Genomic DNA, 24,987 nt, shown 5'->3' with positions numbered 1-24,987 from the left:
TCCGTAAGACCTGCCGTACGACACGAAAGTTCTCACCAGCCATGACTGAGACAACCGGTGCCAGCTACGCAGCCGCGGGCGTCGACATCGAAGCGGGCGACCGCGCCGTGGAGCTCATGAAGGAGTGGGTGAAGAAGACCCAGCGCCCCGAGGTCCTCGGCGGCCTCGGCGGCTTCGCCGGCCTCTTCGACGCCTCCGCCCTGAAGAACTACGAGCGCCCCCTGCTCGCCTCCGCCACCGACGGCGTCGGCACCAAGGTCGACATCGCGCGCCGGCTGGGCGTCTACGACACCATCGGCCACGACCTGGTCGCCATGGTCATGGACGACATCGTGGTGTGCGGTGCCGAGCCGCTGTTCATGACCGACTACATCTGCGTCGGCAAGGTCCACCCCGAGCGGGTCGCCGCGATCGTCAAGGGCATCGCCGAGGGCTGTGTGCTCGCCGGCTGCGCCCTGGTGGGCGGCGAGACGGCCGAACACCCCGGGCTGCTGGGCGAGGACGACTTCGACGTGGCCGGCGCCGGCACGGGTGTCGTGGAGGCCGACCGGCTGCTGGGCGCGGATCGCATCCGTTCGGGTGACTCCGTCATCGCCCTGGCGGCCTCCGGGCTTCACTCGAACGGGTACTCGCTCGTCCGGCACGTCCTGCTGGACCAGGCCGGCCTCTCCCTGGACGCGCGCGTCGAGGAGTTCGGCCGCACGCTCGGCGAGGAGCTGCTGGAGCCGACCAAGATCTACTCTCTGGACTGTCTGGCGCTCACCCGGACGACCGACGTGCACGCGTTCAGCCACGTCACGGGCGGCGGACTCGCCGCCAACCTGGCCCGCGTGATCCCCGACACCCTGCACGCGATCGTGGACCGCTCCACCTGGACCCCGGCTCCGGTGTTCGACCTCGTCGGCAAGACGGGTCAGGTCGAGCGCCTGGAGCTGGAGAAGACCCTCAACATGGGCGTGGGCATGATCGCCGTCGTCCCCGAGGAGTCGACCGACGTGGCCCTCGCGACGCTGGCGGACCGCGGGGTCGAGGCCTGGGTCGCCGGAGAGATCACCGACCGCCGGGACCACACGACGGGTGCGGAACTGGTCGGCGACTACGCGTGAAGCCAGCCCCTTGGGACCCCCACGCCTTTGAGGCAGTGGGGGAGATCGAGGAGCGGGGTCCGGGGCGGAGCCCCGCGACGGCAGCATGAAACCCGGTCCGGTGCTGGGCCCCGGACCGGGTTTGAACGGCTAAGCCGCTGCAAGCACTACGCACCGCGACGATGTTGGGATGACGGACCTGGCTGGTCGTCGTCGTCCTCATCGTCGTCGTTGTAGAGATCCGCGTACTGGGCGTACGGGTCGTCTTCGTCCTCGTCGTCCTCGAACGGCTCGCCGTTCGGCGGTTGGCTCGAAGTCGAAGCGCCCAGCTCGCTGGCCAGACGCGACAGGTCAGTCCCGCCGCTGTTGTACTTCAGCTGGCGGGCGACCTTCGTCTGCTTGGCCTTGGCCCGGCCGCGCCCCATGGCTCGACCCCCTCGGTGACGGGGCTCGACGGCCCCAGAGTCTTGACACGCGTTCATGATCTGGAACGGGCTCTCCGTGGAGAGACCGGTCCGTAGGGCTTCCACGGTACCTGAGCCCGCGCCCATACGGTACGTCGCCCGCATGACGTGCCCGCGCCCAGGACCCTCGGGGTGCCCCGTCCCCGCTGGTCAACCGCGATTTTAACCACTTCTCGACGGGCGACCCGCCGACGGACGTGAGAGTTCTCTCTAAGTGCCCGCCGACAGGTACCGGCCAAACCCCGAAAGCCCCGGAAACCTTACGGAATCAGAGCGCTCCGCGGCCCTCCGCCATGCGCTGCTCGGCGATCCGGTCGGCCGCCGCGGCCGGCGGAATCCCGTCCGCCTTCGCACGTGCGAATATGGCCAGCGCGGTGTCGAAGATCTTCGCCGCCTTCGCCCTGCACCGCTCGAAGTCGAACCCGTGCAGCTCGTCGGCGACCTGGATGACACCGCCGGCGTTGACCACGTAGTCCGGCGCGTAGAGGATCCCGCGGTCGGCGAGGTCCTTCTCGACGCCCGGGTGGGCCAGCTGGTTGTTGGCCGCCCCGCAGACGATCCGCGCGCTCAGCGCGGGCACGGTGTCGTCGTTCAGCGCCCCGCCCAGCGCGCAGGGCGCGTAGATGTCGAGGCCGTCGACGCGGATCAGGGTCGCGGTGTCGGCGACCGCCGTGACGCCCTCGGGGTGCGCCGCGAGGATCCGCCCCACGGCCTCCTCGCGCACGTCGGTGATCACGACTTCGGCGCCCTCGTCCCGCAGGTGCCGCACCAGGTGGTGCCCGACCTTGCCGACGCCCGCGATGCCGACCTTGCGGTCCCGCAGCGACGGGTCCCCCCACAGGTGCTGCGCGCTGGCGCGCATGCCCTGGTAGACGCCGAAGGCGGTGAGGACGGAGGAGTCGCCGGCGCCGCCGTTCTCCGGGGAGCGCCCGGTCGTCCAGCGGCACTCGCGTGCGACGACGTCCATGTCGGCGACGTACGTACCGACGTCGCAGGCGGTGACGTAGCGGCCGCCGAGGGAGGCGACCATGCGGCCGTAGGCGAGCAGCAGGGCCTCGGTCTTGTCCCGGTCCGGATCGCCGATGATCACGGCCTTGCCGCCGCCGTGGTCGAGGCCGGCCATGGCGTTCTTGTACGACATCCCGCGCGCGAGGTTCAGCGCGTCGGCGACGGCCTCCGCCTCGGTCGCGTACGGGTAGTAGCGGGTACCGCCGAGCGCGGGGCCGAGGGCGGTGCTGTGGATGGCGATGACGGCCTTCAGGCCGCTCGCGCGGTCCTGGCAGAGCACGACTTGCTCATGTCCGCCCTGGTCCGAGTGGAACAGGGTGTGCAGCACATCAGCAGGTGCGCCGGTTACGTCGGTCACTGTGGTGACTCCTGAAGCAGTAGCGGCGGGTGGGACCAGTCCCGTGTGGGTGGCGGGGCTGTGAGCAAGAATTTAGACCCTGATCGCCCCGCCATCCGCGCAGTGCTCAGGATCACCTACCGGTGGCGTGTGGCCGTGCGACGATTTGCATAGATTTCCCGCAGGTTTGTGTGCGGGTTCCGCAGGTTTTCCCGATGGTGGGCGGGGGAGGGAGCAGGCGTGCCCAAGGTGTCCTCGGTGATCGTCCCGTACGCGACCTACCTCCGCGTCTACGAACCGCTGGCCGCCTTCCCCGAGCCGGAGCGCAGCCACTGGGCGCGTTACGCCCGCCGCCCGCAGCGGCCCTCGTACCAGGACGAACTGCGTCGCTCGCTCGCCGACCTGCTGCCCACCCCGCCGATCCCGGTCCCGGTGCAGGAGAGCGGCGACGCGTTCGTGGTCGATGTGGACGGGGTCGTGTGCGTGTGCCCGTGGCGGACCCGGCTGCGCGGCTGGCAGGCCCTGCAGGAGCTGCCCGAGGAACTGCCGAAGCCGGTCCTGGACGCGGTGCTGCCCGAGGTCGTACGGCGCCAGGCCGCCCAGGACTACGAGCGCTGGCTGGCGCGCAACCCGGACGCCCGTCCCTGGATCCGCACCTCGACCTGGCAGGTGCCGCTGCACTGGTTCGTGCTGGTCTCCGACGAGGAGCGGCGCTTTGACAAGGGGTCGGGCGAGATCCCGCCGATGCTGCGGTACCGCACGCCCATGGTGCAGGCGCGGCGGAGGGTGGCGCGGGCGCTGCGGGCCCTGAAGGACGCCCTCGACGAGGGGCCGCTCATCGACGGTCTGGTGGATGTGGGGCGCTGGCTGGAGGAGTTCCATCCGCGCTCGCTGGTCGAGCTGGACTACGGCGGGCTGGTGCACACGCTGCCGGCCGGCGCGCTCGAGGACGACCACTCGGCGGCCGACGTGGCCGAGGGCATCGAGGCGTTGCGGCTCGGTGACGGGGCGGCCGCGGGGACCGCGTACGGGCGGCTGGTGGAGCGCTGGCGGTCGGTCAGGGACCGGCGCTCGGCGAACTGACGTTTGACGGGACGCCCGTTTTGGGGTTTCGTCCTCGTTCAAGAAGTTCCCGAGTTCCCTTGAGCTTTCGCCGACGAGGGACGTAGGTCCCGATCCGGGCGTACACCTCACTGTGTGTCAAGCGTGACGGACCGCACGTACCCGGCTCTTGCGTCTCTTACCCCTCCTCATGCCAAAATAGGACAAGGGGTTCGGGGGAGGCTCTTCTTTGGGGGGCTTGATGACTCCTGGGCGTCCTGTGACTGATCGTCACAGTGGCGTGACTGTCCGCTATGGCATGGTCCATCGGCTTCCGTCGGTGATGAACACCTGGAGGGGCAATTCCATCGGTTTGGCCGACGCGGCTGGACAGATGGTGTAGTTGTAGTGCCGAGGACAAGCCGTTCGTCCTATAACCGACTCGACTCGCGTCCGCCATTTCGGGCAACGCGGGTCAAGGTGCAGAATTTAGAGGAAAGAACCGAGAAGGTTCGGTTCTCCCGAGGAGGCCGCTCATGACCGCTCGCACCCCTGATGCCGAGCCGCTGCTGACCCCGGCTGAGGTCGCCACCATGTTCCGTGTGGACCCGAAGACGGTCACGCGGTGGGCGAAGGCCGGCAAGCTCACTTCCATCCGTACGCTCGGCGGACACCGCCGTTACCGCGAGGCCGAGGTTCGCGCTCTGCTCGCGGGCATTCCGCAGCAGCGCAGCGAGGCCTGAACAACTCAATAGCGGGCAAACCGGCAGGTCCCCAACCGTGCCGAGGTGCCCGAACCCTAGCTCCAAGCGACGCGGGTTCTGCCCCAACAGAGCCCACGCCCAAGCCCCCAGGGGCTTCTCAGGCAAGTGACAAGGGTGCGTCGTCGATCGCGCTGGACTCCGCCGGGTCCAGCGCGATCTTTTTTGTGCGCGTGGGGTGGGGTACCGGTCGCCCTGTGAGCGGGCTTGTCGGAGTCTGGGGAGGGGTGTCGGATCTCCTGTGGGCGGCCTCGGAGGGGGACCGGCGGGAGGGGTGACACTCAGGTGCAATTGCACATATTAAATTGACCAGTTGTAGGTGGGGTGTAAGTACCGCGGTTTCGGAAACTCATGCGGTGACACCCGTCACATGCCGGGGTCCTTGTTGCCGTTGCCCCATGTGCGCTAAAGGGGGCATCTGATCCACCGTCCCCTGGCGCGGCGGGTGTTGGGAGTGTCCGGGGTCACGCACCGGTGGGACTCTCGTCCTCGACCGTCTCGTCCGGTGCCTCGGCGGCTCTGGGGGCGGAGTCCATCGCAAGCCGCAGCAGATGGTGGCAGATCGGGCAGTGCCGGGTCAGATGCCCGTACGACGACGCGGCCGACAGATGCGCACGGAGCAAAGCCCGCGTCTCGTGCCTGACCGAAGCCGCCATACGCCACCTCCAGGGGCCGCATGGGAACGGGCCCTGGTCCCTGGGTACCGAGGGATCCCGACGCCGTCAAGACGGCCTGGGAGCCAGGGGAAACGCTCACAGTGCCGACACGCAGGAGATCGGCCCCCTGAAACCCCGCCAACCGCCCCACCCGAACACGAAGAAGACCCGCACCCCTCACGGGAGCCGGGCCGCACCCGAAGAAGCCCCGCGGTCCCTTGGCGGGCGCGGGCTTTCGTCGCGGTCCTGACGGGGTTTGCTGGGGTCGGTTGCGGCGTGCGCCGGGGGCGCGGCTTCCGGGCGGCGGGCGGGGGCCGGGGCATGAAGAAGGCCCGTCACCCTTCGCGGGTGCGGGCCTTGTTGCGGTCCTGACGGGATTTGAACCCGCGGCCTCCACCTTGACAGGGTGGCGAGCACTCCAAACTGCTCCACAGGACCAGGTTTCGCGGCGCGATTCGTGCGTTGCGCTGCGAGAAGAGACTGTACAGGAGGGGAGCCGCCTGGTCGAACTCACTTAATGTGCGGGAACCGTCACGGGGCCAGCTGGTCGATCGTCTTCACGATCCGCTTGTCGGAGATCGGATACGCCGTGCCGAGCGCGTGCGCGAAATAGCTGACCCGGAGCTCCTCGATCATCCAGCGCACGTCCAGAACCTGCTGCGGCACCGGGCGCCCCTGCGGCATCTGCTCCAGCAGCCACGCGTACTCGTCCCGCATCTCGCGCACCTTCTCCATACGGGTCGTGTCCCGCTGGACGTTCGTCGGCATCTGCTGCAGCCGGCGGTCGGCGGCGACCAGATACCGCATCAGATCCGGCAGCCGGCGCAACCCCGTCTCCGTCACGAAACCGGGCTTCAGGAGCGCGTCCAACTGCTCACGCACGTCCTGGAGGTTCGCCAGCAGCGCCGGGCTCCGTACGGCCTTCAGACGGCGCTCACAGGCCTGCCAGGCGGCCAGCACCTGCTGCACCTGCCCGACCGCCCGCACCGTCGTGTCCACGATCTCCGCGCGCACCTTGTCGTACAGCTTCCGGTACGACTCCTCGTCCCACACCGGCCCCCCGAAGTCACCGATCAGCCGGTCCGCCGCCGCCATCGCACAGTCGTCGAACAGCGCCTGGACCGAGCCGTGCGGATTCGCGGACAGGGCGAGCTTCTGGGCGTTCGTCAGGCGATCGCTCGCGAAGCGCGCCGGATTGACCGGGATGTTGCGCAGGATCAGCCGTCGCGTGCCCTTCCACATCGCCTCGGCCTGCTCAGCCTCCGTGTCGAAGAGCCGGACCGAGACCGTGTCGCCGTCGTCCACCAGCGCCGGATACGCCTTGACGGGCTGCCCCGCCCGGCGGGTCTCGAAGACCCGCGTCAGGGAGCCGATCGTCCAGTCGGTCAGACCCTTGCGCTCCAGGGACTCACCGCCCTGCCGCTCCGCGGTGGCCGCCGCTGCCTGCGAGATCGCCTGGCGCGCCTTCGGCTTCAACCGCAGCTTCAGCGCCTCCAGATCCTTGTCCTCCGCCAGCTTGCGACGGCGCTCGTCGACGATCCGGAAGGTGATCCGCAGATGGTCCGGCACCTTCGACCAGTCGAAGTCCTCCGCCTCGAAGGGGACGCCGACCATGCGCTTCAACTCGCGCGCCATCGTCGTCGTCAAGGGCTCCTGGAGGGGCACCGCCGAGTCCAGGAAGCGCTTCGCGAAGTTCGGCGCCGGCACGTAGTTGCGGCGGATCGGCTTGGGCAGGGAACGGATCAGCTCCGTCACCAACTCCTCCCGCAGACCCGGGATCTGCCAGTCGAAGCCCTCGTCCGTGACCTGGTTGAGCACCTGGAGAGGGATGTGGACCGTCACACCGTCCGCGTCCGCCCCCGGCTCGAACTGGTACGTCACCCGGAACTTGAGCTGCCCCTGCCGCCAACTGTCCGGATAGTCCGCCTTGGTGACCGCCTCCGCCGACTCCCGGATGAGCATCTCCCGCTCGAAGTCGAGGAACTCCGGCTGCTCATGCCGCTTCCGCTTCCACCAGGAGTCGAAATGAGCGCCGGACACGACGTGTTCGGGCACCCGCTGGTCGTAGAAGTCGAAGAGCGTGTCGTCGTCGACCACGATGTCCCGGCGCCGCGCGCGGTGCTCCAACTCCTCGACCTCGCTGAGGAGTCTGCGGTTGTCGGAGAAGAACTTGTGGTGCGTGCGCCAGTCGCCCTCCACGAGCGCGTTGCGGATGAACAGCTCGCGGCTGGCCTCCGGATCGATCCGGCCGTAGTTGACCTTCCGGTCGGCGACGATCGGGACGCCGTACAGCGTGACCTTCTCGTACGCCATCACGGCCGCCTGGTCCTTCTCCCAGTGCGGCTCGCTGTACGTCCGCTTCAGCAGATGCTCCGCCAGCGGCTCGACCCACTCCGGCTCGATCCTGGCGTTGACACGGGCCCACAGCCGCGAGGTCTCCACCAGCTCCGCCGACATCACGAACCGCGGCGGCTTCCTGAACAGCGACGAGCCCGGGAAGATCGCGAACTTGGCGTTGCGAGCGCCCAGATACTCGTTCTTCGCGCCCTCCTTCACGTCCTTCATGCCGATGTGGGACAGCAGACCGGCGAGGAGCGAGACGTGGACGCGGTCGGCGGGGGCATCGTCCTCGTTGAGGTGGATGCCCATCTGCTTGGCGACCGTGCGGAGTTGGGTGTAGATGTCCTGCCATTCGCGAATGCGCAGGAAATTGAGGTACTCCTGCTTGCACATCCGGCGGAAGGACGACGAGCCCCGCTCCTTCTGCTGCTCCCTGATGTAACGCCACAGGTTCAAATAGGCCAGGAAGTCGCTGGTCTCGTCCCGGAAGCGGGCATGCTGCTGGTCGGCCTGGGTCTGCTTGTCCGCGGGGCGCTCGCGCGGGTCCTGGATGGAGAGCGCGGCCGCTATGACCATGACCTCACGGACACAGCCGTTCTTGTCGGCCTCCAGCACCATCCGGGCCAGACGCGGGTCGACGGGCAGCTGGGCCAGCTTCCGGCCGGTCTGCGTCAGCCGCTTCCGCGGGTCCTTCTCGGCCGGGTCGAGCGCGCCCAGCTCCTGCAGCAACTGCACACCGTCACGGATGTTGCGGTGGTCCGGCGGGTCGATGAAGGGGAACCTCTCGATGTCGCCGAGACCGGCCGCGGTCATCTGCAGGATCACGGACGCGAGGTTCGTGCGCAGGATCTCCGCGTCGGTGAACTCCGGACGGGCCTCGAAGTCGTCCTCCGAGTACAGCCGGATGCAGATGCCGTCACTCGTGCGCCCGCAGCGGCCCTTGCGCTGGTTGGCGCTGGCCTGGCTGATCGGCTCGATCGGCAGCCGCTGGACCTTGGTGCGGTGGCTGTAGCGGGAGATGCGGGCGAAGCCCGGGTCGATGACGTACTTGATGCCCGGGACGGTCAGGGAGGTCTCGGCGACGTTCGTCGCCAGAACGATCCTGCGCCCGGTGTGCGGCTGGAAGACGCGATGCTGCTCGGCGTGGGACAGCCGGGCGTACAGCGGCAGAATCTCGGTGAAGCGGTACTGCTTGCGCGTGAGCGCGTCCGCGGTGTCCCGGATCTCCCGCTCACCTGAGAGGAAGACGAGGATGTCCCCCTTCCCCTCCCCCATCAGCTCCTCGACGGCGTCCGTGATCGCCGTGATCTGGTCCCGGTCGGAGTCGTCCGAGTCCTCCTCCAGCAGCGGCCGGTAGCGCACCTCCACCGGATACGTCCGCCCGCTGACCTCCACGATCGGCGCGTCGCCGAAATGCCGGGAGAACCGCTCCGGGTCGATGGTGGCCGAGGTGATGACGACCTTCAGGTCGGGCCGCCGCGGCAACAACTGCGCCAGATACCCCAGCAGGAAGTCGATGTTGAGGGACCGCTCGTGCGCCTCGTCGATGATGATCGTGTCGTAGGCGCGCAGCTCGCGGTCGGTCTGGATCTCGGCCAGCAGGATGCCGTCCGTCATCAGCTTGACGAAGGTCGCGTCCTGGTTCACCTGATCGGTGAAGCGGACCTTCCAGCCGACGGCCTCACCCAGCGGTGTGTCCAGCTCCTCCGCGACCCGCTCGGCGACCGTACGGGCGGCGATACGACGGGGCTGGGTGTGCCCGATCATGCCTCGCACCCCACGCCCCAGCTCCAGGCAGATCTTCGGGATCTGGGTGGTCTTGCCGGACCCGGTCTCACCGGCGACGATCACGACCTGGTGGTCGCGGATGGCGTCGGCGATCTCGCTCTTCTTCTGGCTGACCGGCAGCTGCTCGGGATACGTGACGGCGGGCACACGAGAGCGCCGGACGGCCATGCGCTCCTCGGCCTTGCCGATCTCGCCCTCGATCTCGGCGAGCACGGCGGCGCGGGCCTCCGGCTTGCGGATCTTGCGCGCGCCTTCGAGCCTGCGCCCGAGCCGCTGCGCGTCGCGCAGGGAGAGCTCGGTCAGGCGGGGGGCGAGGGTGCCGAGGGCCGGGGTGCCGGTAGCCGGGGTGCCGGGGGCAGGGTGCGTAGACATACGCGATCCAGGATCTCATCCCCGGGAAATCCGTGGCGAACGATTTGTACCCGGTGGCTACCGGGCTCCTTACGGCGTCCGCTGGGCGGGCGGCGCGGCAGGCGGTGTGGCGGTCGGTGTGGCGGCCGGCGCGGCCTGCTGCCGTCCGCTGCCGTCGTTCCCGAGAGCGATCGACCTGGCCGTGTTCGACACGGCCTTGATGCCCAGATAAGCGGTGGTCATGCTGCTCACGGCGGTGAAGGCGGCGGTGAGCACACCCACGATCACCGACTTGTCACCGTCCAGCCGCCACACCCCGAAGACCGCGACCCCGGCGATGGCGAGATTGCTGATCACCACGGCCAGCAGCCCGTACCGGGCCCGGTCCTTCTCCAACTCGACGTCCCGAATGGCTCTGGCCTCACTGTGGCTCATCGTCCCCGCCCTCTGTCCCAACGCCGACCAGCCAGAACGTAGCGCCGCAGGACCCCGCTGCCAACCTGATCCCCACCATCGGTCACCGCCCCCGCAACTCAGCGACCCGAGCGTCCACTTGCGCCCGGTCATAACCCCGCCGGACGACAACGAACACCGGGGGTGAACAGTCCGCATACAACGAGCCGTACGACATGCAAAAAAGCCCCGATCCGAAGATCGGGGCCTTAGCTGTGGCTGGGGCCGGGGTCGAACCGGCGACCTATCGCTTTTCAGGCGATCGCTCGTACCAACTGAGCTACCCAGCCACGAGATCTCCGAAAAGATCTCAGCGGTCCTGACGGGATTTGAACCCGCGGCCTCCACCTTGACAGGGTGGCGAGCACTCCAAACTGCTCCACAGGACCAAGCTTTGTGAGCGACCACTAGTGTCGCACACGGTTTTGCGTGCCCCCAACGGGATTCGAACCCGTGCTACCGCCTTGAAAGGGCGGCGTCCTAGGCCGCTAGACGATGAGGGCTATCGGCCCGCCTGGGCGCTTCTCAGCGCGTCGGGGACGTGAGAAGCATATGGGATGCGGGGAGGGATCGCCAAAACGGTTTAGGGGGCCGAGGGGGAAGGGGCCGATGGGGTGGGTGTGGTGGGGGTGGCTCCGGGCTTGTTGTCGTCGGGGAGGTGGCGGCTGACCTCCGCCGTGGTCTCGCCCAGGCCGCCCAGCTTGATCGCGTCCCAGGCCTGGAGGCGTCGGCTGTCGCGGTCGAAGTAGAGGATCGAGGCCTCGATGGGGGCCGGGTACTTGTGTTCGAGGGCGCGCAGGCCGCTGCCGCCGGTGGAGCCCTCCATGCGCAGCCGGGTGCCGTACTTGAGGATCTCGTCGCCCTCGTGGTGCAGGTGTCCGCAGAGGACCAGGGGGACGGTGCCGTCGACCTCGCGGGCCGCGGAGGGTTCGTGGACCATCGCGACGTCGACGGGGGTGCCGGCGGTCTTCTGGTCGTTCAGGGCGGAGGCGAGACGGTCGCCGGCCAGTTGTTCGGAGGCGTCGGCGCCGGGTTTGTTGGAGCGGTCGGGGGTGAACTGGGGGTCGCCCGTGCCGGCGAAGCGCAGTCCGCCGATGGTTTCCGCCTTGCCGTTGTCGAGGACGTGGACGTTCTTCATGCGTTCGAGGTAGCGCTGGGTGAGGTTGGAGTCGTGGTTGCCCCTGACCCAGACGTAGGGCGCCCCGAGGTCGGCGATGGGGTCCAGGAAGCCGTTCTCGGCGGCCGTGCCGTGGTCCATGGTGTCGCCGGTGTCGACGATGACGTTGACCTTGTACTGCTGTACGAGCGAGGCGATGATCTTCCAGCTCGCGGGGTTGAGGTGGATGTCGGAGACGTGCAGGACGCGGATGGTGGTGGGGTCGGGCTGGTAGGCGGGGAGGGTGGAGGTGACGTCGTACAGCTTGGTCACGTTGGTCACCAGGCGGGCCAATTCCTTCTGGTAGACGTCGAATTCGGTGACGATGCTGCGGGCGTTGCCGACGAGGGAGGGGGCCGAGGAGAGCAGGCCGGAGTACTTGGGTTCGAGGACGGAGTCGGGGTTCCAGGTGGCGTAGGCGGTGGCGCCGGAGGCCATCAGCAGGGCGAGGGCGGTGCCGCCGGCGGCGAGGGCGCGGCGGGGGCGGCGGTAGACGGCGAGGCCGAGGGCGGTGGCGCCGGAGACGACGGCGACGCAGGAGCGCAGGGCGAGGTCGAGGGTGCCGTGCTGGACGTCGCGGGCGACCTCGTCCTGGAGGCCGGAGAGGCGTTCGGGGTGGTCGACGAGGGCTTGGGCGCGGACGGGGTCGAGCTGGTCGACGTTGACGTCGAGGCGGACCGGGGCGTGGTGGGTGTTGAGTTCGAGGGCGCCCAGGGGTGAGACGTTGATCTTCGTGCCGCCGGTGAGGGAGGGGCGCAGGGTCATGGTGGTGTTCATGGGCCCGACAGGCACGCGCACGTTGCCGACGATGAGTAGTCCGAGCCAGGCGCCGAGGAGTACGACGGCCATCAGGCCGAGGGCGCGTACCCAGGGGTGGGGTTGGGGGAGGAGTTCGGCGGTGGGGTGTTGTCGGCGGGAGCGGTAGTGGCGGGCGAGGGTGCGCGGGGAGGTGCGGATGCGGTTCACGACGGTCGACGCCATGGCGGGGACGCGGGCCATTGGTCCCGTATGCCCAAGTCCGGGCGCGGATATGCGAGCGGGTTGGTGACTCTCGTACGGGTGCTCGGTGGCTGACAATGGGCGTGTGCTGGAGATGACGCGCGAGGAGTTCGAGGAACTGGTCGCCGAGGCGTTGGACCGGATTCCGCCGGAGCTGACACGGCTGATGGACAACGTGGCGGTGTTCGTCGAGGACGAACCGGCCGCCGACGACCCCGAGCTGCTCGGGCTGTACGAGGGCACTCCGTTGACGGATCGGGGGGAGTGGTATGCCGGTGTGCTGCCGGACCGGATCACCGTCTATCGGGGGCCGACGCTGCGGATGTGCGACAGCCGGGAGGACGTGGTCGCGGAGACCGAGGTGACGGTGGTGCACGAGATCGCGCATCACTTCGGGATCGACGACGCGCGGCTGCACGCGCTGGGTTACGGGTAGGGGGCGCGGGCGGGCGCGTGTCCTCTTGTGGGGGGCGGGAGTTGAACGGGTTGACTTCTCCCTCCGCCTGAGAGGTGGCTTCCGTGCGCCGCTTGTACGTACCCGTCCGTCTGGCCGTCACGGTCATGGCCGTCGCCGCGGCCGCCGGCTGTATGAGCGTGGGCGACGACGGGGGTGGCGGGGGCGTGAAGCCGGCGCACTCGGCGGGCCGGCGGGGCGGGGCGGATTCGGGCGGGGGGTCGGCGGTCTCGGGTGGCGGCTCCGGTATGGGGGCGGTGGCCGACGGGAAGCGCGGGGGCAGGAAGGGCAAGGGGAAGGCGGGGGAGTCGGTGTCCCCGGGTGCCTCGCCGTCGGCGGGCGCGAGTGGTTCCGCTCCGGCGCGGGGCGGGCCGGGCAAGAGCGCCGAGCCGGGGGTGCCCACGCCGACGGGGGCGCAGCCGACGCCCACGCAGAGTGCGGAGCCGCCGACGCCGACCGTGCAGCCGACGTCGTCCGCGTCGGAGCCGCCGCCGTCCGCGGAGCCGTCGTCGTCGGCGCATCAGGATACGGGGGCGCAGTTGGAGGACCGTGAGCCGGCGCCGATGGCCGGGTCGCCGGTGTGAGGTGCTGGGGGCGGGCACGTGACCTTGGCTACAGGGGCGGGGTCTGGTTTGCCTTCGGGGGTGGGGGGTGCGTATGGTGGTAGATCGTTTGATCCCATTGCCCGGCGCCATTGCAGAGAGCGCCGCGTGGCGCGTTCTCTCCCTTGCCGTGGCTGACCGCATAGAGGCGGTCGTATTGCGAAATCACGGAGTTGACGGGCGCGTGCCGACGAGACTCCGGAAGGTTTCGCTTACGCATGTCCATTTCCAGTACTGATCACGTCGTCGTGCCCGAGAACGAGGGCACCGAGGACGCTGTCGAGGTCACCTTCGCGGACCTCGGTCTCCCCGAGGGCGTGGTGCGCAAGCTCGCCCAGAACGGCGTGACCACCCCCTTCCCGATCCAGGCCGCGACCATCCCGGACGCGCTGGCGGGCAAGGACATCCTCGGCCGTGGCCGTACCGGCTCCGGCAAGACGCTGTCCTTCGGTCTGCCGACCCTGGCCACGCTGGCCGGCGGCCGCACCGAGAAGCACAAGCCGCGCGCTGTCATCCTCACGCCGACGCGTGAGCTCGCCATGCAGGTGGCGGACGCCCTGCAGCCGTACGGCGACGTCCTCGGCCTGAAGATGAAGGTCGTCTGCGGCGGTACGTCGATGGGCAACCAGATCTACGCCCTGGAGCGCGGCGTCGACATCCTCGTCGCCACGCCGGGCCGGCTGCGCGACATCATCAACCGCGGTGCCTGCTCCCTGGAGGACGTGCAGATCGCGGTCCTCGACGAGGCCGACCAGATGTCCGACCTGGGCTTCCTGCCCGAGGTGACGGAGCTGCTCGACCAGGTTCCGGCGGGCGGCCAGCGGATGCTGTTCTCCGCGACCATGGAGAACGAGATCTCCACACTGGTCAAGCGCTACCTGGTCGACCCGGTCTCGCACGAGGTCGACAGCGCCCAGGGCAACGTCACGACGATGTCCCACCACATCCTGATCGTGAAGCCCAAGGACAAGGCGCCGGTCACCGCGGCCATCGCCTCCCGCAAGGGCCGCACCATCATCTTCGTCCGCACCCAGCTGGGCGCCGACCGCATCGCCGAGCAGCTGCGCGAGGCCGGCGTAAAGGCCGACGCGCTGCACGGCGGCATGACGCAGGGCGCGCGCACCCGGACGCTGGCCGACTTCAAGGACGGCTACGTCAACGCGCTCGTCGCCACCGACGTCGCCGCCCGCGGTATCCACGTCGACGGCATCGACCTCGTTCTGAACGTCGACCCGGCCGGTGACCACAAGGACTACCTGCACCGCGCCGGCCGTACCGCCCGTGCGGGCCGCACCGGCACGGTCGTCTCGCTGTCCCTGCCGCACCAGCGCCGCCAGATCTTCCGGCTGATGGAGGACGCGGGCGTCGACGCCGGGCGTCACATCATCAACTCCGGTACGGCTTTCGAGCCCGAGGTCGCCGAGATCACCGGCGCCCGTTCGATGACCGAGGTCCAGTCCGAGTCCGCGGCCAACGCGGCCCAGCAGGCCGAGCGTGAGGTCGCTCACCTCACCAAGCAGCTGGAGCGGGCGCAGCGCCGGGCGACCGAGCTGCGTGAGGAGGCCGACCGGCTGGTGGCCCGGGTCGCCCGCGAGCGCGGCGAGGACCCGGAGGTGGCGGTGGCCGAGGCGCAGGCCGCGGTCGCCGAGGCTGCTGTCGAGGCGGCCGAGGTGTCCGTGCCCGAGCAGCCTGCCGTGCAGGACGTGGAGCGTACGGAGGCCGCGCCGTCGTACGAGCGTCGTGAGCGTCGGGACAACGACCGTGGTGGCTTCCGCCGCGATGACCGCCGTGACGACCGTGGTGGCCGTTCCTTCGAGCGCCGTGACGACCGTGGTGGGCGTGGGTTCGAGCGTCGGGACAACGACCGGGGCGGTTTCCGTCGTGACGGTCGTGACGACCGCCGTGACGACCGGGGCGGCCGTTCCTTCGAGCGCCGCGACGACCGTGGCGGGCGTGGGTTCGAGCGTCGGGACAACGACCGTGGTGGCTTCCGCCGCGATGACCGCCGTGACGACCGGGGTGGCCGTTCCTTCGAGCGCCGTGACGACCGCGGTGGGCGTGGGTTCGAGCGTCGGGACAACGACCGGGACGGGTTCCGCCGTGACGAGCGTCCGGCCGGCCGTTCCTTCGAGCGCCGGGACGAGCGTGGCGGTCACCGTGGCAGCGACCGTCCCTTCAACCGCGACCGCCGTGACGACCGTCCGGGCTTCCGCACCGGCGGCCACGACCGCCCGTACGGCCGCCGTGACGACCACCGCGGCACCGGCTCCTTCGGCCGCCGTGACGACAAGCCGCGCTGGAAGCGCAACGGCTGACCCCATGCGGAGCTGACTCCCATATGGAGCTGACTCCCCTACGGCTGTGAACGCCGTGGCCCCCGTCGAGACTGGCGGGGGCCACGGCGTTTTTGGTGTTCCGTTCTGCTCGGTGCGGGTTGGAAAAGCTTTTACCCGGCCATGAACTCCCTGTAGAGTCAGGGGACTTGTGAGGCGAATGTGACGGCCGGGGGGCCTGGGCACCGGATATCGGGTGCGTGCGCTTCGCCTCTTCTTCGGGGAGGGTCTCCTTGGCTCGTCATGGCTTCGCACGTCTGCGTCTGGTCGCCGCCTCGGCGGTGGTGGCGGCTTGTCTGAGCCCGCTGCTGCCGTCGTCGGCTGTCGCGGACACCGCGCGGGAGACGGTGGTACCGGCCACCCTGCGCGGCACGTACACCTCGGGCACGCTGTGGAGCGCGTCGACGTACAGCGGTCATGACGCGGCCGGCCCGCAGGGCGTCTTCCACACGCTGGAGGGGGCCGGGCTGGTGTGGACGCGGTACGCGGACGGCACGTCCGTGCCGGTGGCCCTGCCGGGTGACGGTGTGGTGAGCGGCGGTTCCGGCGGTGACGTCACGGTCAGCCGTTTCCCGGACGGCCGGGTGCAGTTGTGGAACGCGGTCGACGGGACCACCCGCACCCTGCGGAGACCCGCCGGTCTGAGCGCGCTCACCGGCTACCGGGACCTGGCGGTCGCCTTCCGCACGGTCACGGACGACAACGGCCAGACCTCGCGCGAGATGCATCTGTTGCTTCCGGACGCCGACGGCGGCACCCGGGATGTGCCGGTGACCGGTGTGCCGGCCGGGGTGAACCTGGGAATGCCGGTGGGTGGGGACGCGGACGGGCTGCTCTTCCAGGGCTCGAAGGGCGGCCAGTACCTGTCGGTGATGGTCGACCGGCACACGGGCGAGGTGCGGGACATGACCCCGCTGCGGTCCAAGGTCTATCTCAAGGCGCAGGTCACCACCGACCATGTGGTGCTGTTCAACCCCAGCGACGAGAACGTCCTGGTCTTCGATCGCGCCGACCTCTCGGCGCCTCCTGTCGAGGTCACGCTCGCGGGAAGCGGCGTCAACCCGGTGGACGGCCTGGCGGTCGTCGGTGACTGGCTGGTGCACCGGCCCAGCGGGGGTACGGCGGTGTACGCGAGGGCGATCGCGGGCGGCCCGCAGGTGACCTTGCTGACCGCGTCGGCCGACGGCGTCTCGGCCGTTTCGGACGGCACGGCGGTCGCGGTGGGCCGTACCGGCGCCGCGTCGGACGACTGGGGGGTGCAGCGGTTCGTCGCCGGTGCGGACGGCAGGCCGACCGTCACCCTGGTCAAGCCGTTGCCGAAGCCGCCGGTCGCGATCCAGGGGCTGTCGCTGGATCAGGGGCGGCTGGTGGAGGCGGACGAGAGCTACTCCGGCGGGCGCGACACCTACGGCCGTACTGTCGCCGCGACCGGCACGCCCACGTACGGCGCGCGTTCGAACTACGCCGGCACGGACGTGTTGCTGGGCGTCTGCTCGGCGAAGGACGTCGGCTGTTCCCAGCTGTTCGGTACGGCCGCGGGCCGGACCGTGTGGCTCGCGCGCGGCGCCGGCGGCGACGCCGACGCGGTCGTCGACCTGCTGCGCGCGGACGGCCCAGGCAACTCCCTGTGGGAGCACGACGTCCCTGTCGGCGGGCGGATCACCGACGTGTCCGGCGAGTACGTCCTCTACACCACCGACACTCAGCAGTACGTCTACAGGATCGGCGATTCCGCGGCGGCCGCGGTCACCCGCACCCCGGGCGCCGCGGCCCTCTCGGGCGATCTGCTGTGGACGGCGAGTTCCACGACGCCCGGACAGGTCAGTGCCTACGACCTGTCGACGAAGAGGACCGTCGAGACGCTCACCCTCGACACCGCGGGCTGCGCGCCCACCGAACTCCAGGTCAACGGCCGTTACCTGTACTGGAACTGCGGTGGCACGACGGCCGCGGTGTACGACCGTACGGCGGGGAGGTCCGTCCCCGTGCCCGCCGGTGAGGCGAAGCTCGGCGACGGGTATGTCGTCACGCACGACAAGGCGGCCGGGAAGCTGGTGCTGACCACGGTCGCCGACGGGCACCCGGCCGGCCGGGTCATCGGCGAGCTGCCGGACACCGGTGTTTCGCAGCGGGACGTGCGCTGGACCGTCGACGAGTCCGGGGCGAACGCGGCGTACGTGGACGACGAGGACCGTATCCACCTCGTGCCGTCCGGGGTGCCCCAGCAGCCCCTGCGGCTGCTGGCTCCCGCGCGGAACGCGGCGTCGGTCGGCCCGGTGCCGGTCGACACGACGCCGGACACCCTCACCACGCTGCTGCTGTCGAAGCCGGTGTCCGGGTGGCGGCTGACGGTGCGGTCGAAGGCGACCGGGAAGGTCGTGGACACGGCCGAGAGCGAGCGTGAGGAGCGCGGGACGGTCTCGGTCGGCTGGTTCGGCATGGACCGCAGCAAACCGGGGGACGTGCCGCTGCCGAACGGGGCGTACACCTGGACGCTGTCCGTGACGCCCGCCGACGGGGCGGGCACGCCGCTTCTGGTGACCGGTTCGGTGCGGATCGCGACCGGATCACCGGTGCGTCGCGACCACGTCGGCGCGGACGGTATCGGAGACCTGCTGACCCTCGACTCCTCGGGCGCACTCGCCTTCCAACGGGGCACCGGCCAGGGCGGTTTCGCCGGGAAGGTCTCCGGGAGCGGCTGGCCGGTGAAGACGCTCGCGGTGCCGTTCGGCGACCTGGACAACGACCGGTGCAACGAGGTCCTGGTGCGCACGCCCGGCGGCGCGCTGCGCGCCTACAAGCCCGCCTGTGGTTCCGCCCTCACTCCGTCGACGCACTACACGACCCTCGGGACGAGCGGCTGGAACCAGTACGACGTCCTCACCTTCCCCGGCGACGTCACCAAGGACGGCCTTCCCGACCTGGTCGCGCGCAACAGTTCGACCGGAGCGCTGTACCTCTACAAGGGCAGTGGCGCGGGCAGGCTGTCGGCGCGGGTGAAGTTGTCCGGTGACTGGCGCGGCTACAAGAAGGTCGTCGGCGCCGGTGACCTGAACGGCGACGGGATCGGGGATCTGCTGGCGCAGGACGGGGCGAACACCCTGTACCGCTACTACGGCAAGGGCAACGGCACGTTCGGTGCGCGGGCCAAGCTGTTCGCGAACTGGGGCGGCTCGTACAACGCGATCGTCGGCGTCGGTGACATCACCGGTGACGGCAAGGCGGATCTGGTGGAGCGGGACGCGGCGGGGAACGTATACCGGAATTCCGGTGACGGGAGGGGATCCTTCGGCGCCCGCGTGAAGATCGCCTCCGGCTGGAAGGCGTACAAGGGCATTTTTTAGCCATGCCGTAACGCGAGTGGTGCATGTCACACCCCCGGCGGGGGAATCGCTGGGGGCATGACAGATGACGCCATAGCGAGCGGGCAGTCGGGCCCGTCCCCCTCGGGGCTGTCCGACGAAGAACGGCTTGCCCAGCTCGGTTACACGCAGGTCCTGGCCCGCCGCATGTCGGCGTTCTCCAACTACGCGGTCTCCTTCACGATCATCTCGGTCCTGTCGGGCTGCCTCACCCTGTATCTGTTCGGCATGAACACGGGCGGCCCCGCGGTGATCACCTGGGGCTGGGTCGCGGTGGGTCTGATGACCCTGTTCGTCGGGTTGTCCATGGCCGAGATCTGTTCGGCCTACCCGACCTCCGCCGGCCTCTACTTCTGGGCCCACCGTCTCGCGCCGCCCCGCTCGGCGGCCGCCTGGGCGTGGTTCACGGGCTGGTTCAACGTGCTGGGTCAGGTGGCGGTGACGGCCGGCATCGACTTCGGCGCCGCGTCCTTCCTCGGCGCCTATCTGAACCTGCAGTTCGACTTCGAGGTGACCCCGGGCCGCACGGTCCTGCTCTTCGCCGGGATCCTGATCCTGCACGGCCTGCTGAACACCTTCGGCGTGAAGATCGTCGCCCTGCTCAACGACATCAGCGTGTGGTGGCACGTGCTGGGCGTCGGTGTGATCGTCGGCGCGCTGGCCTTCGTACCGGACCATCACCAGTCGGCGTCCTTCGTGTTCACCAAGTTCGTGAACAACACGGGCTGGGGCAGTGGGGTCTACGTGGTGCTGCTGGGCCTGCTGATGGCCCAGTACACCTTCACCGGCTACGACGCCTCGGCCCATATGACGGAGGAGACCCACGACGCGTCGACGGCGGGCCCGAAGGGCATCGTGCGGTCCATCTGGACGTCGTGGATCGCGGGCTTCGTCCTGCTCCTCGGCTTCACCTTCGCCATCCAGTCGTACGACAAGGAGCTGGCGTCCCCCACGGGCGCGCCGCCGGCCCAGATCCTGCTGGACGCGCTCGGCGCGACGGCCGGCAAGCTCCTGCTGCTGGTCGTGATCGGCGCCCAGCTGTTCTGCGGGATGGCGTCCGTGACGGCCAACAGCCGCATGATCTACGCCTTCTCGCGCGACGGCGCGCTCCCCTTCTCCCGTGTCTGGCACACCGTCAGCCCGCGCACGCGCACCCCCGTGGCGGCGGTGTGGCTGGCGGCGGCCGGCGCGCTGCTCCTCGGCCTGCCGTACCTGATCAACGTCACGGCGTACGCGGCGGTGACGTCGATCGCCGTGATCGGCCTCTACATCGCGTACGTCGTGCCGACGCTGCTGCGGGTGCGCAAGGGCGAGGCGTTCGAGCGGGGGCCGTGGCATCTGGGGCGCTGGTCGCAGCCGATCGGCGTGATCTCGGTGGTGTGGGTCATCGTGATCACGATCCTCTTCATGCTGCCGCAGGTCTCGCCGGTCACCTGGGAGACGTTCAACTACGCCCCGTTCGCCGTTCTGGTCGTCCTCGGCTTCGCGGCGGCGTGGTGGGGGGCGTCGGCCCGGCACTGGTTCCTCAACCCCGAGCACGCCCGCACCCGGGCTCGCGAGGCGGCTCGTTCCGCGGCCCCCGAAAAGGTTGATCCGTAACACTCCCGGCATGTCCACCCGCCCCGACGCGGCCGTGTCACCGATACCCGATCGGAGACACGGCCACGTCCGGCTATGCTCGTGGAGGCAACATCGCCGGGGCCCTTAGCTCAATTGGCAGAGCAGTGGACTTTTAATCCATTGGTTGTGGGTTCGAGTCCCACAGGGCCTACCGGACAGGTCACCAGGAAACCCTTCTGACCTGCGACGCGGCGCCCCGGTCGACCTTGATCGTCCGGGGCGCCGCCGCATGTGGTCGCCTGCCGACCGGATGATCGCTCTCCGGGTCAGCACGAGAAGGGCGCGTCCGGTGAGTTGGCCCAGAGGGTGAGGAACGACCATGTCTGTGCTCCGACACGGCCATCGACGGTGATGTCGGCGCACTGCTGGAAGTCCATGACCGTGCTCTGGGTGACGCGGCCGAAACTGCCGTCCTCGTCGATACCGGCATCGATGGCGTTGTTCAGATAGCACTGCAGCTGAGCGACTGCCGGCCCCGAGGAGCCCAGATGGAGAAGGGGTCGGCTGATCGTGTCGTTGCACACGTCGTCCGGTCCCTGAGTCAGAACGGTTCCTGGCCGGGGCACTGTGTGGGCAGCCACCGGGGTGGCCGCCGAGGGTGACTTCTCATGGGGTGCTGCGGCGGCCGGGCCTGCGAAGAGGGCGATCGGGAGCAGGAGGGCCGCAGCGGCGCCGAGTGCGCGTCGCATCCTCATCACCTCCAGGGAGGGTGAGCCCACTTCTCATCCTGCGCTCCTGCCTCACGTGTTGCATCTCGAATGGGCCCGACAGCGATCCCCGGCCATCAAGTCCCCTCCGCCACGCGGCCCTTCTGCCTGCCCGTGGGCAGCATCGCCCTCCAGGAGCGTGTCCTCTTGAACGGGTTTTCGAAGTAGCGGGCGAAGAGCCAGGCCGTCAGGAGGGAGAGCGGGACGCTCAGGGCGAGGGTGAGGAGGAAGGCGGAGACGCCCGACGGAACGACGTGGGGGGCGAGCTTTCGGATCACGACCATCACGATCAGGAGGTGGATCAGGTAGAGGCTGTAGGAGAAGTCGCCGAGGGCGCGGATCGGGCGGGTGGCGAGAAGGCGGAGGAGGGGCGTGGGGTGGCCCGTGGTGAGGGCGGCGAGGAGCAGGGCCATCGCCGGGACCACCGCCAGGTCCATCCAGTAGGAGTGGTGCATCGTCCAGACCGAGCCCTTGGTGACGATGAGGGCCAGGGGCGGGAGCGCGGCCAGGGCGGACAGCCAGTGCCAGGGGAGGCCGCGGATCCGCTCGGACGCGGTGACGATGCCCGCCGTGACGACGCCGGCGACGAAGACCGGGGCCAGGTCGGGGGTCAGCCAGTTGAGTCCTTCAGCCGGGTTCGCGTGGGAGGCGAGCAGGCCACGGGCGATCACCGGCAGGGTCACCGCCGAGACCAGGAGTACCGCACCCCAGCGGCGGCGGATGAGGAGCAGGGCCGGGAAGAGGAGGTAGAGCTCCGCCTCCACCGCGATCGACCAGAACGCTCCGTTGGGTGTCGGGGCCGTGAGGACGTCCTGGCCCAGGAGGCCGTACACGAGGAGCGAGGACCGGTTCGGCGGGCCGAAGTGCGACGCGGGGACGACGTACCGGGCGATCAGGACGCTGAACGCGAGGGCCGCCCAGTACGGGGGGAGGATGCGCCAGGCGCGGCGGCGCAGGAAGCGGGCCGTGCCGCCGAGTTGCCAGCCCTTGCGGGCCGGGGAGAGGGCCAGCGAGAAGCCGGACAGGACGAGGAAGAAGACGACGGCCAGGCGGCCGTACATCATCCAGGCCGTCCAGGCGGGGCCGGAGTTGGCGGGGAAGCCGGGGAAGGTCAGCAGCCAGCAGTGGAACAGCAGGACGTACAGCGCGGCCATGCCACGCAGGCCGTCGAGACCCGGGATGTGCGGGGCCCCGGGAGCCGCCTCCTGCGTCCGGACGGGAGACGCCTCCCGCGTCCCGGCGAGGGGCGCGAGTTCTCCTACGGCCTGGCTCGATCCCACTGAAATCGCTCCGCCTCTCTTCGGGCCCCTGGCGGTGGGTGTCGTCTACCACCCACGGTGACTCGTACGTCGCCTGCGGTCGAGGGGTTCAACCCGTCCCGCAGGAGTTGGCGGGGGCCCGGAGGAAGGCGTACGGAATCAGCCGCGCCGCCGGTTCCCCAGTATCGGTGGAAGGACATTCGCCGTACTCCCGGCCGCCGCGATGGTGTAGCCCGCTACACCGCGCCCCGTCCCCCGCCCGCCTACCGTTGCCCCATGGGCAGAACGGTGCGGCAGGCGGCGAGGGCCACGGGGCATCTCGTGCTGGCCGCGGCCATGGCGTTCGGGCTGTGGATCTTCATCACCGTGCTGATCATCACGGCCGTCGGGACGCTCGCCGTGGTCGGCGCCTGGCTGCTGCCCGAGACGGTGCTGATCATTCGGCGGATCGCCGGTGCCAAGCGGGTCATGACGGCCGCCTGGACCGGGCAGCGGATCCCGGAGGCGTATCAGCCGATCACAGGGACCGTCCGGGAGCGCGTCCGGACGGCCGTCCGGGACCCCGGCACCTTCACCGACCTGCGCTGGATGGTCGCCGATTACTTCTACGGCGCCCTCCTCGCCCTCGCTCTGCCGCTGTGGCCCCTCGGACTGGTCGTCGACGGCGTGTGGAGCGGGCTGCTGCGCCGTGCGCCCCTCGTGCTCCCGCTGATCGTGCGGATCGCCGACCTGGAGGCCGACTGGTCCACCGCCCTGCTCAAGCCGTCCCCGAAGGCCCAACTCACCGCGCGGGTGGAGGAGTTGGCGGCGACCCGCGCCGACGCCATCGCCGCGCACGGCGCCGAGCTGCGCCGTATCGAACGCGATCTGCACGACGGTGCCCAGGCCAACCTGGTCGCCCTGTCGATGCGCATCGGGCTCGCCAAACGCGCCTACGACAGCGACCCGGCCACCGCCCGCCGACTCCTCGACGAGGCCCAGGCGCAGGCCGAGAAGGCGCTGACCGAGCTGCGGCACGTGGTGCGCGGCATCCATCCGCCGATCCTGACGGACCGGGGGCTGGTGGGCGCGGTGCGGGCGCTGGCGGCCGGGAGCGGGCTGGAGGTGGTGGTTGAGGTGGCCGGGTTGGAGGAGGACGGGGTGCGGGCGCCCGCGGCAGTGGAGGCGGCCGCCTACTTCGTGGTCGCCGAGGCGCTGACCAACGCGGCCAAGTACAGCGGCTCCGCGCGGGCCGCGGTCCGGCTGGAGCGGGTCAGGCGCGGGCTGCGGGTGCGGGTCGCCGACGAGGGGCACGGGGGCGCCGACGAGGCGGACGGTTCCGGGCTGGTCGGGATGCGGCGGCGGGTGGCCGCCCTGGACGGGACCCTGGAGCTTTCCAGCCCCGTCGGCGGGCCGACCGTGATCGACGTCATGCTGCCGTGCGTGTGGTGAGGGACGCCGTCGGAATCAGTCGGCGGATTCAGCCGGCCGTGAGCTCCGTCAGCTGGCCCAGCGGCAGCGTGTGCTGCGTCTGCAGGACCTTCGCGCGCAGGTAGCGGACGTTGTGCGCGGTAGTGAACACGCCCGTGGGGACGCGGTCGCGCACGGCGATGTCCAGACCCCGCAGTTGCTCGGCCTTGTCGGGGTTGTTGGACAGCAGGTCCAGCTCCTCGACGCCCAGCGCCCGCAGCATCTGCGCGGCGGCCGTGTAGTCGCGCGCGTCCTCGGGCAGGCCCAGGGCCGCGTTCGCCTCGTACGTGTCGAGACCCTGGTCCTGCAGGGCGTAGGCGTCGAGCTTGTTGTAGAGGCCGATGCCCCGGCCCTCCTGGCGCAGGTAGAGCAGGACCCCGCCCCGGTCGGCTATCCGCTCGACCGCCTCGCGCAGCTGCGGGCCGCAGTCGCAGCGGGCGGAGCCGAAGACGTCGCCGGTCAGGCACTCGGAGTGCAACCGGACCAGCGGGACCGTGCCCGGGGCCGGGGTGCCGAGGACGACGGCCACGTGCTCCTGGCCGTCGGTCAGGCCGTGGAAGGTGACCAGTTCGGCATCGACGCTGTAGCCGTCGGCGAAGCGCAGCGGCACCCGGACACGGGCGCGCTCGGTGGCGGCGGGGAAGTCGGGCATGCGGGTCTCCGGGGTCCGTCCGTAGTCTGGCGGCGCCTGCTTCAGTTTTGAAACAGGTGCACGGTCGGTGACCCTACCCCATGCTTTAAATTTGAAGCAACAGAATTGTG

At 69.9% G+C, this 24,987-nt stretch carries 18 protein-coding genes and 5 tRNA genes; 10 read left to right on the top strand and 13 right to left on the bottom strand.

Going from position 1 to position 24,987, the window contains the following annotated elements; genetic code table 11:
- Positions 1-41 precede the first annotated feature (41 nt).
- The gene (purM, locus tag ABZ453_RS40270; protein ID WP_359023277.1) at positions 42-1,106 is read left to right on the top strand and encodes a phosphoribosylformylglycinamidine cyclo-ligase; all 1,065 of its coding nucleotides are present in this window, start codon (positions 42-44) and stop codon (positions 1,104-1,106) included.
- Between the two features lie 146 nt (positions 1,107-1,252).
- On the opposite strand, the gene ABZ453_RS40265 is transcribed toward purM, so the two are convergent.
- Together ABZ453_RS40265 and ABZ453_RS40260 are read right to left on the bottom strand one after the other, a co-directional pair.
- Positions 1,253-1,510 (bottom strand): DUF3073 domain-containing protein, encoded by a 258-nt coding sequence (locus ABZ453_RS40265; protein WP_133049037.1) that lies wholly within the window; start codon positions 1,508-1,510, stop codon positions 1,253-1,255.
- A gap of 307 nt (positions 1,511-1,817) precedes the next feature.
- Positions 1,818-2,915, bottom strand: a complete 1,098-nt coding sequence (locus ABZ453_RS40260; RefSeq protein WP_359023275.1) for a Glu/Leu/Phe/Val dehydrogenase dimerization domain-containing protein — start codon at positions 2,913-2,915, stop codon at positions 1,818-1,820.
- Positions 2,916-3,134: 219 nt separating this feature from the next.
- Between ABZ453_RS40260 and ABZ453_RS40255 the strand changes: the two genes are divergently transcribed.
- Together ABZ453_RS40255 and bldC are read left to right on the top strand one after the other, a co-directional pair.
- Positions 3,135-3,977, top strand: coding sequence for a hypothetical protein (locus ABZ453_RS40255; RefSeq protein ID WP_359023273.1), 843 nt, complete (start codon positions 3,135-3,137; stop codon positions 3,975-3,977).
- Between the two features lie 494 nt (positions 3,978-4,471).
- The gene (gene bldC / locus ABZ453_RS40250; RefSeq protein ID WP_003949541.1) at positions 4,472-4,678 is read left to right on the top strand and encodes a developmental transcriptional regulator BldC; all 207 of its coding nucleotides are present in this window, start codon (positions 4,472-4,474) and stop codon (positions 4,676-4,678) included.
- Between the two features lie 482 nt (positions 4,679-5,160).
- On the opposite strand, the gene ABZ453_RS40245 is transcribed toward bldC, so the two are convergent.
- The 8 genes from ABZ453_RS40245 to ABZ453_RS40210 form a co-directional block, all read right to left on the bottom strand.
- Positions 5,161-5,352: a DUF6274 family protein gene (locus tag ABZ453_RS40245; protein ID WP_359023271.1), complete on the bottom strand. Its 192-nt coding sequence runs from the start codon at positions 5,350-5,352 to the stop codon at positions 5,161-5,163.
- 363 nt (positions 5,353-5,715) lie between these two features.
- Positions 5,716-5,790 (bottom strand) — tRNA-Asp (locus tag ABZ453_RS40240).
- A gap of 93 nt (positions 5,791-5,883) precedes the next feature.
- Positions 5,884-9,852, bottom strand: coding sequence for an ATP-dependent RNA helicase HrpA (hrpA, locus tag ABZ453_RS40235; RefSeq protein WP_359023269.1), 3,969 nt, complete (start codon positions 9,850-9,852; stop codon positions 5,884-5,886).
- A 69-nt stretch (positions 9,853-9,921) separates the two neighbouring features.
- Positions 9,922-10,266, bottom strand: a complete 345-nt coding sequence (locus ABZ453_RS40230) for a hypothetical protein (protein ID WP_359023267.1) — start codon at positions 10,264-10,266, stop codon at positions 9,922-9,924.
- A 234-nt stretch (positions 10,267-10,500) separates the two neighbouring features.
- Positions 10,501-10,574 (bottom strand) — tRNA-Phe (locus tag ABZ453_RS40225).
- A 24-nt stretch (positions 10,575-10,598) separates the two neighbouring features.
- Positions 10,599-10,673: transfer RNA gene (locus ABZ453_RS40220), tRNA-Asp, on the bottom strand.
- Between the two features lie 41 nt (positions 10,674-10,714).
- Positions 10,715-10,787 (bottom strand) — tRNA-Glu (locus tag ABZ453_RS40215).
- 80 nt (positions 10,788-10,867) lie between these two features.
- On the bottom strand, positions 10,868-12,439 hold the full coding sequence (locus ABZ453_RS40210) for a metallophosphoesterase (protein WP_359023265.1): 1,572 nt from the start codon (positions 12,437-12,439) through the stop codon (positions 10,868-10,870).
- A gap of 85 nt (positions 12,440-12,524) precedes the next feature.
- Here ABZ453_RS40210 and ABZ453_RS40205 point away from each other — a divergent pair, with 85 nt between their 5' ends.
- The 6 genes from ABZ453_RS40205 to ABZ453_RS40180 all read left to right on the top strand — a co-directional run bounded on the left by ABZ453_RS40205 (position 12,525) and on the right by ABZ453_RS40180 (position 20,961).
- Positions 12,525-12,875, top strand: coding sequence for a metallopeptidase family protein (locus ABZ453_RS40205; protein WP_359023263.1), 351 nt, complete (start codon positions 12,525-12,527; stop codon positions 12,873-12,875).
- 83 nt (positions 12,876-12,958) lie between these two features.
- On the top strand, positions 12,959-13,477 hold the full coding sequence (locus tag ABZ453_RS40200) for a hypothetical protein (protein WP_359023261.1): 519 nt from the start codon (positions 12,959-12,961) through the stop codon (positions 13,475-13,477).
- 236 nt (positions 13,478-13,713) lie between these two features.
- On the top strand, positions 13,714-15,810 hold the full coding sequence (locus ABZ453_RS40195; RefSeq protein ID WP_359023259.1) for a DEAD/DEAH box helicase: 2,097 nt from the start codon (positions 13,714-13,716) through the stop codon (positions 15,808-15,810).
- A gap of 251 nt (positions 15,811-16,061) precedes the next feature.
- Entirely contained in the window at positions 16,062-19,172 is a 3,111-nt protein-coding gene (locus tag ABZ453_RS40190; RefSeq protein WP_359023257.1) for a VCBS repeat-containing protein, read from the top strand.
- Between the two features lie 57 nt (positions 19,173-19,229).
- Positions 19,230-20,789: an amino acid permease gene (locus ABZ453_RS40185; protein WP_359023255.1), complete on the top strand. Its 1,560-nt coding sequence runs from the start codon at positions 19,230-19,232 to the stop codon at positions 20,787-20,789.
- Between the two features lie 99 nt (positions 20,790-20,888).
- Positions 20,889-20,961, top strand: a tRNA-Lys gene (locus tag ABZ453_RS40180).
- A gap of 115 nt (positions 20,962-21,076) precedes the next feature.
- Here the strand turns inward: ABZ453_RS40180 and ABZ453_RS40175 are convergent.
- Complete coding sequence (locus ABZ453_RS40175) at positions 21,077-21,499, bottom strand: peptidoglycan-binding domain-containing protein (RefSeq protein WP_359023253.1); 423 nt, start codon at positions 21,497-21,499, stop codon at positions 21,077-21,079.
- A gap of 95 nt (positions 21,500-21,594) precedes the next feature.
- Entirely contained in the window at positions 21,595-22,797 is a 1,203-nt protein-coding gene (locus ABZ453_RS40170; protein WP_359023251.1) for an acyltransferase, read from the bottom strand.
- A gap of 255 nt (positions 22,798-23,052) precedes the next feature.
- On the opposite strand from ABZ453_RS40170, the gene ABZ453_RS40165 reads away from it, so the two are divergent.
- Positions 23,053-24,207 (top strand): histidine kinase, encoded by a 1,155-nt coding sequence (locus ABZ453_RS40165; protein ID WP_359023249.1) that lies wholly within the window; start codon positions 23,053-23,055, stop codon positions 24,205-24,207.
- A 28-nt stretch (positions 24,208-24,235) separates the two neighbouring features.
- Here ABZ453_RS40165 and ribA read toward each other — a convergent pair whose 3' ends face one another.
- The gene (gene ribA / locus ABZ453_RS40160; RefSeq protein ID WP_133049024.1) at positions 24,236-24,877 is read right to left on the bottom strand and encodes a GTP cyclohydrolase II; all 642 of its coding nucleotides are present in this window, start codon (positions 24,875-24,877) and stop codon (positions 24,236-24,238) included.
- Positions 24,878-24,987 lie beyond the last annotated feature (110 nt).

Origin of the sequence: Streptomyces sp. NPDC005799, assembly GCF_040630525.1 — a bacterium.
GTDB classification, from domain to species: domain Bacteria; phylum Actinomycetota; class Actinomycetes; order Streptomycetales; family Streptomycetaceae; genus Streptomyces; species Streptomyces griseorubiginosus_B.
This window is presented reverse-complemented; position numbering and strand designations above follow the sequence as displayed.

Excerpts from the sequence above, each read along its gene's own strand:
- purM (WP_359023277.1), top strand. The coding sequence starts at position 42 with ATGACTGAGACAACCGGTGCCAGCTACGCAGCCGCGGGCGTCGACATC.
- ABZ453_RS40265 (WP_133049037.1), bottom strand. The coding sequence starts at position 1,510 with ATGGGGCGCGGCCGGGCCAAGGCCAAGCAGACGAAGGTCGCCCGCCAG.
- bldC (WP_003949541.1), top strand. The coding sequence starts at position 4,472 with ATGACCGCTCGCACCCCTGATGCCGAGCCGCTGCTGACCCCGGCTGAG.
- ABZ453_RS40245 (WP_359023271.1), bottom strand. The coding sequence starts at position 5,352 with ATGGCGGCTTCGGTCAGGCACGAGACGCGGGCTTTGCTCCGTGCGCAT.
- hrpA (WP_359023269.1), bottom strand. The coding sequence starts at position 9,852 with ATGTCTACGCACCCTGCCCCCGGCACCCCGGCTACCGGCACCCCGGCC.
- ABZ453_RS40230 (WP_359023267.1), bottom strand. The coding sequence starts at position 10,266 with ATGAGCCACAGTGAGGCCAGAGCCATTCGGGACGTCGAGTTGGAGAAG.
- ABZ453_RS40210 (WP_359023265.1), bottom strand. The coding sequence starts at position 12,439 with ATGGCCCGCGTCCCCGCCATGGCGTCGACCGTCGTGAACCGCATCCGC.
- ABZ453_RS40195 (WP_359023259.1), top strand. The coding sequence starts at position 13,714 with ATGTCCATTTCCAGTACTGATCACGTCGTCGTGCCCGAGAACGAGGGC.
- ABZ453_RS40185 (WP_359023255.1), top strand. The coding sequence starts at position 19,230 with ATGACAGATGACGCCATAGCGAGCGGGCAGTCGGGCCCGTCCCCCTCG.
- ABZ453_RS40175 (WP_359023253.1), bottom strand. The coding sequence starts at position 21,499 with ATGCGACGCGCACTCGGCGCCGCTGCGGCCCTCCTGCTCCCGATCGCC.
- ABZ453_RS40165 (WP_359023249.1), top strand. The coding sequence starts at position 23,053 with ATGGGCAGAACGGTGCGGCAGGCGGCGAGGGCCACGGGGCATCTCGTG.
- ribA (WP_133049024.1), bottom strand. The coding sequence starts at position 24,877 with ATGCCCGACTTCCCCGCCGCCACCGAGCGCGCCCGTGTCCGGGTGCCG.